This window comes from Streptomyces sp. NBC_00076 (assembly GCF_045041235.1).
Taxonomy (GTDB): Bacteria; Actinomycetota; Actinomycetes; order Streptomycetales; family Streptomycetaceae; genus Streptomyces.
The window spans coordinates 505845-522404 of sequence record NZ_CP108242.1 but is presented as its reverse complement, the minus strand read 5'-3'; the positions used below and the strand labels follow the sequence as shown (position 1 = coordinate 522404).

The window sequence follows — 16560 nt, the reverse complement described above, 5'->3', positions numbered from 1 at the left end:
ACAGTCCTTCAGGGCACGAAAAACACGGTGGAGCGCGCATCGGCAGGGGCCGAACGAACCAGATCAGTCACATGGACCGGGGCGCCCAGGCGACCAGCTGGCGTCGAAGCGATCGGTGACGCCAAGCCAGTGCAGCGTCGCGGCCACAAAGGAACCGAGGGCCGCCAGGTAACGCCGCGTTGCATCCCGCTCAATTCCGGGAGCGGACAGCGCGGTCAACGAGGCGGCAAGGGCGTGGAAATCCCTGACTCGGTCGTCTCGCATACCGATGACCTGCTCGCGTGCCGAGGACAGAGAGCAGCCGCGTTCACGGCTCAGCATGGTCACCAGATTGTCGCGGCCCTCCCGCAGGTCGTTCTCGGCCGAGGCCAGGTCATTGGTCCAGCCGGCCACATCAGCCGCAACCAGCCGCAACTCCACCATGAGGTCTTCCCCGCCGGGCAGTCCGGGCCAGGGCGCGCCCGCGGTGCATTCCAGGATGTCTGCCATGGGCAGCGCGGTGATCGTCCTGCGACGCCGCAGGACGTAGTCGCTGAGCCCCAGCCGGACCCGGCCCGTGCGGCCGACGGCCTCTTCACACGTGGCCAGGGCGAAATCGCGGTAGTCGGCAACGAACCGCTCCCGCCACTGCGCGGACATCCTCGGAGCCGTACGCCTCCACAAGTCGTCCAGGGCCTGCTCGAACACGCTGCCTGATCCGTCCGCACCACCACCGGTGATCACGTCCAGCAGCCGTTTGAACAACGCCGCGACCTCCTCCGCGCCGGCATCGACGTGGCTACGGTCGAACCGGTCGTCGACCAGGCAGATGAACGCCGCCCACTGGGCCGTCAGGTCCAGGTCACCGGCGCGCGCCTCTGGCACGGTCAGGCCGGCGAATTCCCCCAGCCGCATTGCAACCAGACGCTTCTCCTCAAAACCATCGACCACCAGTCCCAGATCCCGCGCCCACGCGAGCACCGCGGCGCCGGCCTTCTCAACCCGGACCTCGCCCAGCAGACCAGGACAGGCAAGGCCGACGTCAGAAACCCGTGACATCCGACTCAGTCCAGCGCCGGTACCACATCGACACGGCCCGCGACCGTGGCCAGGCTGTCCCCCGCGGCAACCGGCGACGCACCGAACGCCCGGGAGAACACCGCCGCACCGTCCTGCGCCAGCATCGTGTCGAACGGCTTGCCCGCCACCGAACCGGGCGAGTTCAAGGACGGCATGGTGACCGTGACCTTCTTCATGTCGAGCTCATACGTGGAGAGATCGACCGGTTGCGCTGCTTCATCTCCAACAGCCGCATCCATCGACATCGATCGTCGCGCCAAGTCACCGTGCGCCTTGGTGAAGCGCAGACTGTGCCCGTCCGAGACCCTGGTGAAGGTCATGCCGCCCCCCGCAGTCCAGGACCCCTCAGCCAGGTCGAGACTGATCTCGCCCTTCATCGGCCACTGCACACACGGGGCGGGTCCTGAAGAGTCCAGCACCGCCGGAGCACCAGCCGACACCACAACCCCGTCAGCCGCCAGATGTTGAGCCGCGGCAGAAGACAAGCACCACGTGATGGTCCCGGCAACAGGCATCACAGGTCCAGCGGCCACAGCCGCGGACACGGCACCAGCCGACAGGGAAACCAGAGCAGTGGCGACCACAGCACGACGCCGCATGGGCAAGCCTTCCGTTGCAGGGGCAGCCAGAGTTGCCTAAAACGCTCCCAACGTCGGACGAATGAACCTTTCCCCAGCCGAAGTTCACCTGAAGGCGTGATACAGCGGCCCCCCTTGTTGAGCGGCGACGAGACAAGCGGATCGAGCGGCACTTGGTAGCCCTCGAAGGACCTGTCCCGGAGCAGCGACGACGAGAGACTGCCCCATCCTGCTGCATCCGCGCCGGTAGCCGCCGGCCGCCCTCACCGCCGTTGCAACAGCGAGGTGCGTTGCACCTCCGACCTGCGCCGGAGCGACTGAAGCCGGGTCCGGCGAACGCGTTGCACCCGACGCGCCTGCTTCTATACGGCCCCCAGCACGAACTCCCTTTCCCGGTGTATTGGGCCGGACAGGTCGGACAGGGGCAGGCCAGTTGCGCTGTTGCTGGAGGAGACGATCTCCGCGGTGATGGAGACCGCCGTCTCCTCGGGCGTACGGGCGCCGAGGTCGAGGCCGATAGGGGAGCGCAGCCGGGCCAACTGCTCCTCGGTCACGCCCGCCTCTCTCAGGAGGCGCAGGCGTTCGTCGTGGGTGCGTCGGGATCCCATCGCGCCGATGTAGGCGACCGGTAGGCCGAGTGCGAGCTGCAGCAGGGGGATGTCGAACTTGGCGTCGTGGGTGAGGACGCAGACGGCGGTACGGGCGTCCACGGTCGTGTGTTCCAGGTAGCGGTGGGGCCAGTCGACCACCACCTCGTCGGCGTGCGGGAAACGAGCGGGTGTGGCGAAGACGGGGCGGGCGTCGCAGACAGTCACCCGGTGGCCCAGGAAGCGGCCGGCCTGGCTGAGTGCGGCGGCGAAGTCGACCGCGCCGAAGATCAGCATGCGGGGACGGGACGCGTGGACGTGGACCAGCACGGAGAGCCGTTCCGGGCAGGTTTCGGCATCCCCACCGACCTCCGACCTGGCCGTGCGTCCAGCCCGCAGCAGAGCCCACGCCTGTGCGCCGACCTCCCGTCGCACCGCTCCGGTCAGCGTGCCGGGATGGATGCCTCCCGCCGCGTCGACGTACAGCATCCCGCCCACCAGCTCTTCCGGACCGTCGACGACCTGGGCCACAGCGGCGGGTCGGCCTTCCACGATGTCGGTGAGGGCGGCGGCGAGGTGCGGTTGTGCCGTGGGGTCGACGCGCTGGATGAGGACGTCGAGTTCGCCGCCGCAGGTGAGGCCCACGGCGAAGGCGTCGTCGTCGGAGTAGCCGAACCAGGCCCGCTGCGGAGCGCCCCGGTCGCCGAGGACCTGTTGGCACAGCTCGTAGACGCCGCCCTCGACGCAGCCGCCGGAGATGCTGCCGACCGCGTTGCCGTTCTCGTCCACCGCAACCGACGTACCGACCGGCAAAGGCGCGCTGCCCCGGACGTCGACGACGGTGGCCACGGCGAAGGGACGGGCGTCGCGGCACCAGCGGTGCAGTGAGTCCGCGATGTTCAGCATGAACGGGTCCTTCGTGCAAAGGGGGTGGGGGCGGGCCGCCGCCGCGCCGCCGGAGGGCGTCGCCTCGCGCGGCGGCGGCCCTGGAAGGTCCGGCAGCGGAAACGGGGTGCCCCTCGGCCGTTGCCTTGGAGGCGTGGGGGGACCCCAGCCGGACGGCTCGGTGGGCGCTCCGGTCGGTGAGCCGCTCGCCGACCGGAGCGCGGGGGTCAGAGCAACGACTCTGCCGTGATGGGGATTTCGCGGACGCGGCGGCCGGTGGCGTTGAAGACCGCGTTGCCTATGGCGGGCGCCACGCCGACGATCACGAGTTCGGCGAGGCCCTTCACACCGAGGGGGTCGGCGTCGTAGTCCTCCCCGTCGAGGTAGATCGCCCGGAGATCGGGGACGTCGGCGTTGACCGGGACCAGGTAGTCGGCGAGGTTGGCGTTGACGATCCGGCCGTCGCGGTGATCGGTGGCCGTGTGCTCCAGCAGGGCCGCGCCGATGCCGCCGACCATGCCGCCGAGGGCCTGGCTGTCCGCCAGCTTGGGGCTGATGATCCGGCCCGCGTCGTACACGGCGAGCATCCGCCGCACCCGCACCATGCCCAGCGTCGAATCCACCGCAACCTCGGCGAACACCGCGCTGTAGGCGCTGATGGATCGCCTCTCCGCCTGCGGGGGAGAGAAGGAGGTAGTCGCTTCGAGTCGGTCGCGGTTGTTGCGGGTCAGCAGCCGCCGGTACGTCTCGCCGCGTGCCGGATTGCCCTGCACGTGCAGGCGGCCGCCCCGGACCACAACCTCGTCGGCCGGCACCCCGTAGAGCGGCGATTCCTCATCCTCGACAGCCAGTTGGATCGCCTGTCGGCGCAGCTGGTTGCAGACATCGAGGGTCGCGGAGCCGACGCTCGCCATGGTCATCGAGCCGCCGTGCGGCGGGGTCTGCGGAAACAGGGAGTCGCCGAGCCGGTAGGTGACCGCGCGCATGGCGAGCCCCAGCGCGTCGGCGGCGACCTGGGTCTGGGCGGTGTAGGTACCTGGGCCCATGTCGCTGGTGGCGGACTCGATCACCGCCGTGCCGTCGGCGTTCAGCCGGGCCCGGGACCGGGCCGGGGCAACGCCGGTGTGGTAGACGCCCGCGGCCATGCCCATGCCGATCAGCCAGTCGCCATCACGCCGTGATCGTGGTTTCTGGTTGCGCCGCTGCCAGCCGAACTCGCGGGCACCGACCGTGTAGCACTCAAGCAACCGACGCGTGGAGAACGGCGAGTTGTTCGACGGATCCTGGGCCGGCTCGTTGCGCCGGCGCAGCTCGATCGGATCCATGCCGAGCTCATGGGCAAGCTCGTCCATGGCCGACTCCACGGCGTAGACCCCCGTGGCAGCACCGGGACCACGCATCCAGATCGGGCTGTTCACATCCAGCGGCACCGTCCGATACGCCTGGCGGACGCCGGGCGTGCTGTACAGCATCTGGCCGGGCGCCGTGACGGCCTCGGTGAACGTCTCGTACGACGAGGTCTCCGCGTCGATCCCGTGGTCCGCGGCGACCAGGCGGCCGCTCCGGTCACTGCCGATGCTCAGCCGGTACTCGTACGAGGGCCGGAAGCCGGTGCCGAAGTACATCTGCCTGCGGGTCAGGACCAGCTTGACCGGACGGCCCGTCTCCCGCGCGGCCAGCGCGGCGACCACGGTGTGCGGCCAGCAACGCAGCCCGCTGCCGAAAGCGCCCCCGACGAAGGGGTTGATGACGCGCACGGAGTCAAGCGGCACATCGAACACCGTGGAGAGCTCCGTCTGCGTGCCGCCCGCCACCCACTGGGTCTTGTCCCACACGGTCAGCCGGTTGCCGTCCCACCGGGCGATGGTGGCGTGCGGCTCCATGGGGTTGTGATGATTGCGCGCCAGCTGGTACGTCAGGTCCAGCCGTACGGCCGCGTCCCGCAGCCCCGCTTCCACGTCGCCGCGCGCGTAGTCGTCCGGCGGGCCTGGCTCGGCCTCGTGCAGGTCGGTCGAGGAGTCTTCGGTGTCGTACTCGACCTCGACCAGGCTCGCGCCGTGCTGGGCGGCCTCAAGGGTGGTGGCCACCACGACGGCGACCGGCTGACCGTGGAAGAGCACCCGGTCGTCCTGGAACACACGCAACTTGCGGCCGGGCGGATTGTTCGACCCCGGATTGTCGCGGTACGGCAGCCTCGGTGCGTTGCCGTGATGGATCACCCGCAGCACCTGCGGGTGGGCGAGCGCGGCATCCGTGTCGACGCCCGTGACACGGCCGCGACCGATGCTCGCGTCCACGATGACGGCGTGCACCACCCCGTCGACCTCGTGCTCGGCAGCGTACGTCGCCTGGCCGGTGACCTTCAGCCGGCCGTCCACCCTCGACAGCGGCGCACCCACGGCTGCCTGCGGCTGGGGGCTCACTTCGTACCTCCTACGATGCGCAGCTGGCGCTCGACGGCCCGCCTCAGCAGCGCGACCTTGAAGCGGTTGTGCGTGAGCGGGCGTGCCCCGTCCGCCGCCTTCTCCGCGGCTGCCGTCCACAGGGCGTCCGAGGGGCGTCGGCCGATGAGGGCCCGCTCGACCTCGGGCAGCTTCCACGGGACGGTCCCCACACCACCGGCGGCGACCTTCGCCTCCCGGATCGCCCCGCCGCGAATGTGCAGCGCCACCGCCGCCGAGGTCAGGGCGAACTCGTAGGACTGCCGGTCGCGCACCTTCAGATAGCCCGACTTCAGCGGTTGTGGAAGGGCGGGGATCTCCACCGCCGTGATCAACTCGCCCTTCCGGATGGCCTGTTCACGTTCCGGAGTACGACCGGGCCGCAGCAGGAAGTCCTCGAACGCCACGCTGCGCTCGTGCCCGTCCGGACCCAGCAGGTGCACGCTCGCCTCCAGCGCCGCGAATGCCACGGCGACATCGGACGGGTGGGTGGCCACGCAGGCGTCGGAGGTGCCCAGGATCGCGTGGGAGCGGTTGACACCGTGCAGCGCCGCGCAACCGGAGCCGGGCTCGCGTTTGTTGCAGTCGGCGGTCACGTCACGGAAGTAGGTGCAGCGGGTGCGCTGCATGATGTTGCCGCCGATGGTGGCCATGTTCCGCAGTTGGGCCGAGGCACTCAGCTCCAGGGCCTGGGAGACTACCGGGTAGGCGGCGCGCACCGCGGGATGGGCGGCGGCCTCGGCCATCCGCACCAGGGCACCGATGCGCAGGCCGCCCTGCTTGGTGACCAGGACTTCACGCAGCGGCAGACCGGAGATGTCGACGAGCGTCTCGGGGCGCTCGACGGTCTCGCGCATCAGGTCGACCAGCGTGGTGCCGCCGGCGATGTAACGCCCGCCTCTGTGACCGGCGTTGAGGGCTTCGCGCGTGTCGGAGACGCGGGTGTAGGAGAAGGGATGCACAGCGGCCGATCCTCACTTCCGGGCCGCGGTCTGCTCGACCGCGCGCACGATCTTGACGTAGCAGCCGCAGCGGCAGAGGTTGCCGCTCATCCACTCCCGGATCTCCTCCGGAGAGCCGGTGTGACCCTCTTGGATGCAGCCGACACCGGAGACGATCTGGCCGGGGGTGCAGTAGCCGCACTGGAATGCGTCCTCGTCGATGAACGCCTGCTGCAGCGGGTGCAGTTCGTCGCCCTCGGCCAGGCCCTCGATGGTGGTGACCTCGGCGCCCTCCAGCCGGACGGCGAGTGTCAGGCAGGAGTTGACCCGGTGGCCGTCGACGAGCACCGTGCACGCTCCGCAGGCACCGGCGTTGCAGCCCTTCTTGGAGCCGGTGAGGTCGAAGTGCTCGCGCAACAGGTCCAGCAGCGAGGTGCGGTTGTCGACCGTCACGGTCCGGCGGGTGCCGTTGACCGTCAGTGAGACACGGCTGGACGGCGACGCGTCAGCGGCGTTCGCCTCGTCCGGCCCGGCGAGGAAGGTTCCGCCGATCGCGCCGCCGGCAACGACGGCGCCGCCGACCGCGGTACTGGTGGCGATGAAGGTGCGCCGAGTGGGCGTCGAGGGGGACTCTCCGGATCCGGTGGGGGGTGGAACAGCAGATTCAGGGAGGTCAATAGACATATGTATGCCTTCGCATAACGGATGGATCGACGATACGGAGCGGCACGGCAGGACAGGGGATCGCCGTCGCCGCAGACCTGGCGACCGCAGGCTTTGCTGCGGCCGTCGATGTGGGAAGTCTTGCATTACGAGTAACGGCTGTGACTGGGAGAGTTTTGTCCCCCCATGGCTTTCTTGACCACGAGTACGGGCCGAATGAGAACTCTTCATTTCCGGGTGGCAGTTGCATGAGATTTACTTGTGGGCAAGTCAGGTCGCCCCTCATGGCGTTCACCGAGGGCGGCGGGGTTGACACCTCGCCCCGACCGCGCTGCGGGCCGCCCGCGGGTACGGCGAGACAAGGACCGCGGCCACCGTGGTCCTTGTCGTCAGCCGTGTTGAACCAGCAGTGAGCGCTTCAGCCCGTGGGTGCGCCCGACCTCAGCCGTCGGCGTCAGGCGAGCGGCCGGGACGCGGGCAGGTTCCGGTCGGTGGCCCAGGAGGCGAGGATGTTCAGCCGCTCGTGGGTGGGGGAGCCGGGCGCGGCCGTCCAGACGGTCAGGTGCTGGTCGGGGTCGGTGTTCGCGGTGAGGGTGTCCCAGTCCAGGACGAGTTCACCGACGACCGGATGGTTGAGGGTCTTCGTCCCCACGGTGCGGGCCGCGACCCGGTGATCGCCCCACCACTTCGCGAACTGCTGGTCCCTCGTGGACAGTTCACCGACCAACTCGATCAGCCGGGGGTCCTCGGGATACTTCGCGGCCTCCATCCGCAGCTGCGCCACGGAGATCTGCGCCGAGGTGTCCCAGTCGGCGTACAAGGTGCGCATGGCCGGCTCGGTGAACTGGATCCGGGGATAGTTGCGGTGCTTTTCCGGGATGCGGGAGAAGTCGATGACCAGAGCGGCGGCCAACGGGTTCCAAGCCAGGATGTCCCCGCGTCGGCCCTGCACGATCGCCGGCGTGGCGGTGAGGTCGTCCAGGACCCTCTGCAGCTGGGGCTGGACCCTTTGCCGGCCGCGCCGCCGGGTGCGGATGGTGGTCTTGCCCGCGAGCTGGAACAGATAGCCTCGCTCGTCGTCGTCCAGATGGAGCACCCTGGCCAGGATGTCCAGGACCGGAGCGGATGCCTGCATACGGCCCTGCTCGAGGCGCATGTAGTAGTCGGTGCTGATGTTGGCGAGCTGGGCGACCTCCTCGCGGCGCAGTCCGGCAACCCGGCGGGGCCTGTCGCTCTCGGGCAGTCCGACGGTGCGCGGGCTCAGCGCGGCGCGGCGCTTCTTGAGGAATTCTCCCAGTTCATTGAGAGGATTAGTGCCGGTCATGCTTCCCAGCATGACACCAAACGCACCGGGGAAAGGGGGGAGAATTTCCTCCCAGGATGTTCCGTCCCTGGATGGATTTCTCCACTTTTCGCGCGTGCCGCCGGGTGTGAGGCTCGACAGCGACCGGGTTCAAGGCTTCCTCAAGCCCTGACCCTCGGCCCGGTAACCGGCAGCCCTGGGCGTGCACCACGGAAAGAGACAAAGAAATGCCTGCGACAGACAACTCCATCTTCGACCTGGACAAGAACGTCACCCGCACTCCGGTGTCGTACAAGAACCGGTATGGGATCACCATCTCCGCGGACCTCTACCAGGCGAAGGATGTCGATGCCTCCCAGCAGCACCCCGCGATCATCCTCGGCGCGCCGTACGGCGGCGTGAAGGAGCAGGGCCCGGGCATCTACGCCCAGAACCTGGCCGAGCGCGGCTTCGTGGCCCTCGCCTTCGATCCGTCGTACAACGGCCACAGCGGCGGCGAGCCACGCCACCTCTCCTCCGCCGACATCTTCACCGAGGACTTCAGCGCGGCCGTCGACTACCTGGGCACCCGTGACGGCGTGAACCGGCACCGCATCGGCGTGATCGGCAGCGGCGGCTTCGCGCTCAGCGCGGCCCAGGTCGACCGGCGCATCAAGGCGATCGCCACGGTCGTCATGTACGACACCGCCCGCATCGCCTCGGAAGGCTGGCAGGACTCCCTCACCGCAGAGGAGCGAGGCGCCATGCTCGAGGCGATCGCCGAACAGCGGTACGCGGACTTCGAGGCCCACGCCCCGCCCTGACCCCGCGCGGCGCACCCATCGGCTTCGACGAGAACACCAACCCCGTCGGCCGCGAATTCGGCGAGTTCTTCATGAAGGCGGTCCTCGACACGGGCGCCGACGACCTCGACGCGCCCCTGGCCTTCTCCGTCAAGGGCCCCGTCACCGCGGTGAACGCCGTCCTGCCCGGCATGCGCGAACTCGGCCGCGGCACCCTGCTGTTCGTCAACGGATCCAGCGCCGTACGCCCCAACCCGAACGTCGCCGGCACCTCGATCGCCTTCGCCGCCGAGAGCGCCTACGCCCGCATGCTCCACGACACCCTCGCCCAGGAGAACATCCACGCCGCCGAGCTGATCATCCCGGGCGCCATCCGGCCCGACGCCGAACACAGCAGCCCCGACGCCCTGGCCCAACGCCTCTACGACCTCCACCACCAGCGGGACGCCTTCCGCCACTACGCCGAACCCCTGCCCGACTGACCCTGGACGATGCCGTGATCCCGACCGCCTTCGCCCGTGCCCTACCGGCTGCCGGCCTCCTGCTGGCCGTGACCGCCTGCACCCAGGACTCGTCGTCGCCGTCCCGCTTCACACCGCGGGAGACGCCGACAGGCACGGCGTCCACCACGATCTCCGGCGCGACGCCCGCCATCAACATCCGGCTCACCATCAACGGCCACCACGTCGCCGCCACCCTGAACGACAGCGCGACGGCCCGCGACTTCGCCGCCCAGCTCCCCCTCACCCTGTCTCTGCGGGACTTCAACCAGGCCGAGAAGATCGCCGACCTGCCGCGCGAGCTGTCGACGACCGGTGCCCCGGAGGGCGCCGACCCTCAGGTCGGCGACATCGCTTACTACGAACCCTGGGGCACCTTGGCCATCTACTACGGCGAGGCCCCCTACTACGACGGCGTGATCCGCATCGGTCATATGGCCGACGAGGGCCCCGAGCAGCTCGCCGACGCCGACGAGGTCACCATCGAAGCCGCCTCCTGATCCGGCCGGCCACCGAAAAGGCCCGAAGCCCCTCCTGTCGCACCCCCTCCGGTGCTTGGAAACGTGACCGGCAGGCCACTACCCGCTCCGGCGGCCCTCGGCCGCCACCCTGATCCCCCGCTTACCACTCAAGGAGAGACCACACGCATGCCTTCCGCATCCGGGACCAACCACGGGAAGCTGCCCTTCGTCGTCTGGGTGCTGGCCGCCGGCACGTTCCTGATGGGGACCACCGAGTTCGTCATCGCCGGCCTGCTGCCTGAATTGGCCGGCGACCTCGGAGTCGGCGTCTCCCAGGCCGGCCTGCTGATCACCGCGTTCGCCATCGGCATGATCATCGGTGGTCCGACCATGGCCATGGCGACCCTGCGCCTGCCCCAGCGCCGGACGCTGATCCTGGCGTTGGCCGTCTTCAGCCTCGGGCACGTCGTCGCGGCCGCCAGTACCTCCTTCGCAATCGTCCTCATCACCCGCTTCGTCACCGCCTTGGCGACCGGAGCGTTCTGGGCCGTCGGGTTCGTGGTCGCCACCGCCGCCGCGGGCCCTGGCAAATCGACTCGCGCCGTCGGCGTCATGATGGGCGGCCTGACCCTGGCCAACGTCATCGGCGTGCCGATCGGCTCCTTCGCCGGACAGTACGTCGGTTGGCGCGGGCCCTTCTGGGCGCTGGCCGCCCTGGCCGGGCTCGCCGCCGTGTTCATCGGCCGTTTCATCCCTCCGATCGAGCAGGGTGCGCAGGTGTCCGTGCGGGCCGAGGTCCGTGCTCTGCGGCAGGGCCGGCTGTGGCTGGCGCTCACCGCGGCGATGCTGATCATGGGCGGCGTCATGGCGACGTACACCTACATCACCCCGCTGCTGACCGACCGCGCCGGCATCCCGGCAGGCGCCGTGCCGTTGGTCCTGATCGTCTTCGGCACAGGTGCTCTGGGTGGCACCGCCATCGGCGGGCGGCTGGGCGATCGCCGCCCGATGGCCACCACCATCACCGCCGCCGCGGCCACCGCCCTGAGCCTGCTTCTGCTGATCCCGCTGTCGGCCGGCCCCGTCACGGCCACGTTTCTGGTCTTCCTCATGGCCCTGACCGGATTCACCGTCAACCCGGTCGTCACCTCGCTCGCCGTCCGCTTCGCGGGCAACGCCCCCACGCTCACCTCAGCGCTGACCACTTCCGCCTACAACACCGGCATCGCCGCCGGATCGGCCATCGCAGGCAGGGCCATCGACTCCTCCCTCGGCCTCACCGGACCGCCTCTGGTCGGCGCTGTCTCCGCGCTCCTCACCCTGCTACCGCTTCTCGCCCTCGCCGTCAGCCGAACACCCCGGACCGCGCGGGTGGTCTCTCAGCGCACCGCTTCGCCCCACCCGCAAGACGACTGCAAGCCATTGCCGGCTCATCGCATGTGAGGGTGTAGGTGGGGTGCACCGAACGCGACAGACGGGTGGTCGCAGGCGTGGGGCCCAATTGGATGTACCGGGGTAACGATCACTCCGCTGCTCTGGGGTTTTTGCGCTGGTTGGCATTGAAGCGCGCTTTCTTCTGACGATTCCCACACGTGTTCATGTCGCACCATTTGCGAGTGCGGCTTTGGCTGGTGTCGAAGAAGGCGGCTTGGCAGGTTGGTGACGCGCACAAGGCCAATTTTCCGTCTCGTTCGCCTGCGATGATGCTGATCGCGTCGGCGGCGATCACGCTGAGGGCATCTTCCACGCAGGAAGCCGAGCTGAGCTGCCATCGCCGCTTACCCTCGGGCGTCAGGATCGCCGCGGCCCGACCCTCGGCGCTGCAGTCGTTGATGACTTGGACAGCAGAGGCAGGGAGTTCGTCCTGGATCGCGGCCGCTGTCGCGGCGGCGTGAATCGACTCCCTCAGTTCCCGAGCGAGGTCGAGCTGGGCAGCGGTGCAGGAGTCCACGGCGAGGCCGTTCACTGCCAGCCAGTCGATGAGTCGGTGCGGCGTGGGAATGCGCTCCACAGCGTTGCCATGACGCTCCGACAGAGTCCCCGTGAAGCTGGTCGCCAGCACGCTGCCGAGACGGAAGTCAGGGAACCCAGTACGCATGGAACCACCTTAGCTGGTTGCACGCCGGCATGGAGGCTTGGTAGAACCGTCTTAGCCGGTTCGCCACAGGTCGCAGCCGGTTCCACGATGGCCAGGAGGTCTCATGCCCCGTCCAACCAGCGACGTGCAGGCATTTGAAGCCCACGCAACTGACGCTGACCTCGACGATCTGCGCGCGCGACTGGCCGCGGCGCGGCTGCCGGAGGCTGAGACGGTCCATCGCGCCGCGCCCGACCCTCGCCGATGGGAACAGGGCGTTCCTCTCGCCGACCTCGTCGACGTCGTGAACTACTGGCGCACTGGGTACAACTGGCGGTCGTTCGAAGAGCACCTCAACCGAATCGGCCAGTTCCGCACGACCATTGATGATCTGGGAATCCACTTCCTGCACCGCCGATCCGCGCGCGCAGATGCCACTCCTCTGATCCTGACGCACGGCTGGCCGGACAGCATTGCTCGGTTCATCGATGTAGTGGACGAACTGGCGGATCCGAAAGACGCAGACGCGCCGGCGTTCCACGTCGTGGTCCCGTCGCTACCAGGCTTTGGTTACAGCGACAAGCCGGCCACCACCGGGTGGGGAACCGAAAAGATCGCGGCCGCATGGGTGGAACTGATGGGAAGGCTCGGCTACAGCAAGTTCGCAGCCCACGGCGGCGACTGGGGAGGCAATATCACCACGGTTCTCGGCGGCAGGTTCCCGGCGCACGTTCTCGGCATCCACACGACGTTCGCGGAGGGGCCGCCCGGGTTGACAACGGACGGGCTGACGGCGGTCGAGCGCAAGTGGACCGAGGAGACCCGCGATTTCTGGCGCCACCGCGCGGCGTACGCGAAGCAGCAGGCGACCCGCCCACAGACCATCGGCTACTCGCTCGTCGACTCACCAGTTGGGCTTCTTGCCTGGATCCTTGACAAGTTCGCCGAGTGGTCAGACACCGAAGACAGCCCGTTCGAGAGGATTTCCATGGACAGGGTGCTCGACGACGTCACCCTGTATTGGCTGACGCGGACCGGCGCATCAGCGGCCCGCATCTACTACGAAAGCCACAACTCGCTCGATCCCGAACTTCGGGTCGACGTCCCGTCAGCACTCACTATGTATCCCCGCGACGTCGAGAAGTGTCCGCGCCCCTGGGCACAGGAGCGGTACCGACAGATCGTCCGATGGAGGTCGCCCGAAGTCGGGGGACATTTCCCGTCGCTGGAGGTTCCCGAGTATTTCGTCAAGGACCTGCAAGAGGGCCTCGCGGCAGTGCTGGCCGCTAATCGGTGAACGCGGTTGGGTGCCGGAACTCGATCACCGCCTGATCCGCTCAAGGCATGGCCCGACGGCTTCCTCCTGCGGGAGTCGTTTCGACGTACTGCGGAGTCACCAACTGGCTGGGATTGCGATGTCAGTTTGTTTTGACGTCACTTGAGTCCTGCGGTGGGACCGTGGGGTGTGATTCGCCCGCTGAGCCTTCCTTCCTCCGTCGCCACCAGGTCCTCAGGCAGACGACGAGCCCGATCACCGGGATCAGAACGGTTGCCCCTCTGACGGTGCCCTCCACTCCTATGACCAGGATGTTGAACAGCACCATGCCGATCGACGGATCTCCTCCCAACTCTCATCTCCCTGGTCTATTGCGCCCACCGGCTCCGGTACCACCCATGCCTCTACCAACAGACCTCGCGATCACCATGCACGGTTCCGCCTCTGGTGAACCAATCGATGAGGACACCCCCGACCATCGCCAACTGCTCATCACCGCCCGTTCGTCACGTACACCGCGTAGGGGATCAGGACCGTCGGCAGGTATGACAGAGGTCAGCCGGATTGTGAACCCTCGCGCTGACGGAGCACGTCGTAGCCCACGCCGGTGACGTCGCCGCGGTCGAACGCCTCGTGAGCACGACGGTGCAGCACTTCGGGCGGCTGGACGTGCTGCACAACAACGCGGCCATCATGGACCCGAAGCACATTGCCCAGGACACCAACCCGGTCGACATCGAATTCGACGTCTGGGACCGGACGTTCGCCGTCAACGTCCGTGGTTACCTGGCCGGCTGCAAGTACGCGATCCCGCACATGCTCGAGGCGGGCGGCGGCGCGATCGTCATGACGATCTCTGGATCGGCGAAGCTCGGCGACCTGGGGGCGATCGCCTACGCCGCGTCGAAGGGCGCGATCACGACCTTCGTGAAGTCGGTGGCGACGATCTACGGCAAGCAGGGGATCCGGTGCAACGGCATCAATCCAGGTCTGATCCGGACCGAGGGCGGTCGGCGCAACGTCCACGGCGCGATGGTCGACATCCAACTGCGGAACACCCTGACCCCCCGCCTGGGCGAGTCCGAGGACATCGCGGCGGCGGTCGCCTACCTGGCTTCCGACGACGCGGCCTTCGTGACCGGGGCGATCCTCGACGTCGACGGCGGGATGCTCTGTCACATGCCGTACATGACCGACGTCATGGCCGAGTACGGCACCACCATGGGCTTCGGCGAGAGCCGAGAGGAGGCGGCGGTATGACGAGGATCACCGCGCCGGTCGAAGGGCCGACCGAACTGGACCAGGTCTGGGGCAAGCGGCGCGCGTACTACGAGATCTTCATGCAGGACTACAACGCCTCGGTCGGGCGCGTCGACCCGGTTCTGCTCGAGCTCTGCCGGATCCGGATCGCCGAACTGGTGGAGAGCGGGTTCGACCTGTCACTGCGGTATCAGCCGGCGCGGGAGGCCGGTGTCACCGAGGAGAAGATCGGTGCGGTGGCGCGGTATCCGGAGTCCGCCCTGTTCAGTGACCGCGAGCGTGCGGCGCTCGAGTTCACCGAACAGTTCGTGATCCAGTCGAGCGCCATCTTCGACCAGGACGTCGCCCGGGTACAGGCCCACCTCAACGCCGAGGAATTCATCTACCTGACAAAGGCCTTGGGCGTCATGGACCAGTTCGCCCGCGCCAACTCGGCGTTCCGCATCGCGCCGACGGCCTCCGCACCGTCGACCATGCCCGCCTTCGCCGCCCGCCCCGCGACCGCTTAGGACGTGACATGGCAACCACACCACGAATCCCCGTGGAACTGCTCGACGGCTACTTCATGCAGATGGAGCACGACGGCGCGATCGACAATCCGGTCGCGGCCATCGCGATTCCGATCGAGTTGAGCCGGCTCGCCGGCATCCCGGTCCGGACCAGCACCTCCTTCCAGCTGGACCCGGTGCTCCACGAACTCATCCGGCTCTACAACGCGAAGGTGCAGGACTGCCAGTACTGTCAGAACGCGCGTCAGGCGGTCGCCGTCCAGGCGGGCCTCGAGGAAGACATGGTTGCCGAACTGAGCAGTTTCGAGACCAGCTCACTGCCCGATCACGTGAAGGCGGCCCTGCGGATCACGTCGGCGATCTCGACCAACCCCGGACTCATCTCCGACGAGATGTGGGCCTCGGCGCGACAGTACTTCACCGAGGACGAGCTCGTGGACATCGTGCTGCTCTCCCAGCACACCACCGCGAGCAAGGTGACCATCACCCTCGGCCTCGACCCCGGCAAGGAAGCAAGTTCCCGGCTGTTCTTCCCCACCGAGGACGTCTGCGGCGAATCACCCGAGCTCAAAGAGGCGGTCGAGGAACTGCGCAGCCGGGGCGTCGTGGTCGACGGCCCGGCAGACCAGCCGTTGCCCGTGGGGACCCGGCTCACCCCTTCGAGCCAAGAGTGAGCATGGGCGCACTGCCGATCTCCGACGACACGTTCGACGAACAGGTACTGGGCAGTGACAAGCCGGTACTCGTCGACTTCTGGGCCGAGTGGTGCGGACCGTGCCGGATGATGGCCCCGATGGTCGAGGAGATCGCCCGAACCTACGCGGACAGGCTGCGGGTCGTGAAGGTCAACATCGACGAGGCGGCAGGCGTCGCTGCCCGCTATGACGTGATGGCCGTGCCGACCTTCGCGGTGTTCGTCGACGGGAAGCTCGCCAAACAGATCTCCGGCGCCAGGCCGAAGTCGGGGCTGCTGCGCGAGCTGGCCCACTGCATCTGATCAGCGCGCGTGGTCGGCGCCATCCGCCGCCGGCGGTCGGCGCCGGCCGACCCACCCGGCGGGGATCGGAGACCGCTCCGGACATGCGGACTGCGTGCGGGCCGATAGGCGCGTGCATCGAGCGGTGCGCGCCGTGCCAGATTCCCGCATGAGCCCGGAACCGCATTCCCGCATGAGCTCGGAACCGCGCGCCGCCAACCGCATCCTCGAGCACCTCTATGCTCAGGCCCGCTCAGCTGGT

General features: G+C 68.3%; 16 protein-coding genes and 1 pseudogene. 9 read left to right on the top strand and 8 right to left on the bottom strand.

Annotated features, from left to right (window positions below; all coding sequences use genetic code 11):
* Positions 1-63: 63 nt before the first annotated feature.
* The 7 genes from OHA64_RS02640 to OHA64_RS02610 all read right to left on the bottom strand — a co-directional run bounded on the left by OHA64_RS02640 (position 64) and on the right by OHA64_RS02610 (position 8490).
* Positions 64-1038, bottom strand: coding sequence for a hypothetical protein (locus OHA64_RS02640; protein ID WP_405607185.1), 975 nt, complete (start codon positions 1036-1038; stop codon positions 64-66).
* A 5-nt stretch (positions 1039-1043) separates the two neighbouring features.
* Positions 1044-1436 carry a hypothetical protein gene (locus tag OHA64_RS02635; protein ID WP_405607182.1) on the bottom strand — a complete coding sequence of 131 codons (393 nt, stop codon included), beginning with the start codon at positions 1434-1436 and terminating at the stop codon, positions 1044-1046.
* A gap of 563 nt (positions 1437-1999) precedes the next feature.
* Entirely contained in the window at positions 2000-3130 is a 1131-nt protein-coding gene (locus OHA64_RS02630; RefSeq protein WP_405607179.1) for an XdhC family protein, read from the bottom strand.
* A gap of 206 nt (positions 3131-3336) precedes the next feature.
* A complete protein-coding gene (locus tag OHA64_RS02625; protein ID WP_405607176.1) occupies positions 3337-5532 on the bottom strand; it encodes a xanthine dehydrogenase family protein molybdopterin-binding subunit in 2196 nt (731 codons plus the stop codon).
* Complete coding sequence (locus OHA64_RS02620) at positions 5529-6512, bottom strand: FAD binding domain-containing protein (RefSeq protein ID WP_405607173.1); 984 nt, start codon at positions 6510-6512, stop codon at positions 5529-5531. Before OHA64_RS02620 ends, OHA64_RS02625 begins: the two co-directional genes overlap by 4 nt.
* A gap of 12 nt (positions 6513-6524) precedes the next feature.
* Positions 6525-7175, bottom strand: coding sequence for a (2Fe-2S)-binding protein (locus tag OHA64_RS02615; protein WP_405607170.1), 651 nt, complete (start codon positions 7173-7175; stop codon positions 6525-6527).
* A 433-nt stretch (positions 7176-7608) separates the two neighbouring features.
* Positions 7609-8490, bottom strand: a complete 882-nt coding sequence (locus OHA64_RS02610; RefSeq protein ID WP_405607167.1) for a helix-turn-helix domain-containing protein — start codon at positions 8488-8490, stop codon at positions 7609-7611.
* A 194-nt stretch (positions 8491-8684) separates the two neighbouring features.
* Here OHA64_RS02610 and OHA64_RS02605 point away from each other — a divergent pair, with 194 nt between their 5' ends.
* From OHA64_RS02605 to OHA64_RS02590, 4 genes and pseudogenes are all read left to right on the top strand, one after another.
* Complete coding sequence (locus OHA64_RS02605) at positions 8685-9260, top strand: alpha/beta hydrolase (RefSeq protein WP_405607164.1); 576 nt, start codon at positions 8685-8687, stop codon at positions 9258-9260.
* 68 nt (positions 9261-9328) lie between these two features.
* A pseudogene (locus OHA64_RS02600) lies at positions 9329-9721 on the top strand (dehydrogenase); the annotation flags it as partial.
* A 14-nt stretch (positions 9722-9735) separates the two neighbouring features.
* The gene (locus OHA64_RS02595; RefSeq protein ID WP_405607161.1) at positions 9736-10239 is read left to right on the top strand and encodes a cyclophilin-like fold protein; all 504 of its coding nucleotides are present in this window, start codon (positions 9736-9738) and stop codon (positions 10237-10239) included.
* Positions 10240-10386: 147 nt separating this feature from the next.
* Complete coding sequence (locus tag OHA64_RS02590; RefSeq protein WP_405607158.1) at positions 10387-11643, top strand: MFS transporter; 1257 nt, start codon at positions 10387-10389, stop codon at positions 11641-11643.
* Between the two features lie 79 nt (positions 11644-11722).
* On the opposite strand, the gene OHA64_RS02585 is transcribed toward OHA64_RS02590, so the two are convergent.
* On the bottom strand, positions 11723-12298 hold the full coding sequence (locus tag OHA64_RS02585) for a CGNR zinc finger domain-containing protein (RefSeq protein ID WP_405607155.1): 576 nt from the start codon (positions 12296-12298) through the stop codon (positions 11723-11725).
* A gap of 103 nt (positions 12299-12401) precedes the next feature.
* Here OHA64_RS02585 and OHA64_RS02580 point away from each other — a divergent pair, with 103 nt between their 5' ends.
* The 5 genes from OHA64_RS02580 to trxA all read left to right on the top strand — a co-directional run bounded on the left by OHA64_RS02580 (position 12402) and on the right by trxA (position 16319).
* On the top strand, positions 12402-13574 hold the full coding sequence (locus OHA64_RS02580; RefSeq protein ID WP_405607152.1) for an epoxide hydrolase family protein: 1173 nt from the start codon (positions 12402-12404) through the stop codon (positions 13572-13574).
* 558 nt (positions 13575-14132) lie between these two features.
* Positions 14133-14813, top strand: coding sequence for an SDR family NAD(P)-dependent oxidoreductase (locus tag OHA64_RS02575; RefSeq protein WP_405623825.1), 681 nt, complete (start codon positions 14133-14135; stop codon positions 14811-14813).
* On the top strand, positions 14810-15322 hold the full coding sequence (locus OHA64_RS02570) for a carboxymuconolactone decarboxylase family protein (protein WP_405607149.1): 513 nt from the start codon (positions 14810-14812) through the stop codon (positions 15320-15322). Before OHA64_RS02575 ends, OHA64_RS02570 begins: the two co-directional genes overlap by 4 nt.
* An 8-nt stretch (positions 15323-15330) precedes the next feature.
* The gene (locus OHA64_RS02565) at positions 15331-15996 is read left to right on the top strand and encodes a carboxymuconolactone decarboxylase family protein (RefSeq protein ID WP_405607146.1); all 666 of its coding nucleotides are present in this window, start codon (positions 15331-15333) and stop codon (positions 15994-15996) included.
* A gap of 2 nt (positions 15997-15998) precedes the next feature.
* Positions 15999-16319, top strand: coding sequence for a thioredoxin (gene trxA, locus OHA64_RS02560; protein ID WP_405607143.1), 321 nt, complete (start codon positions 15999-16001; stop codon positions 16317-16319).
* Positions 16320-16560: the final 241 nt, after the last annotated feature.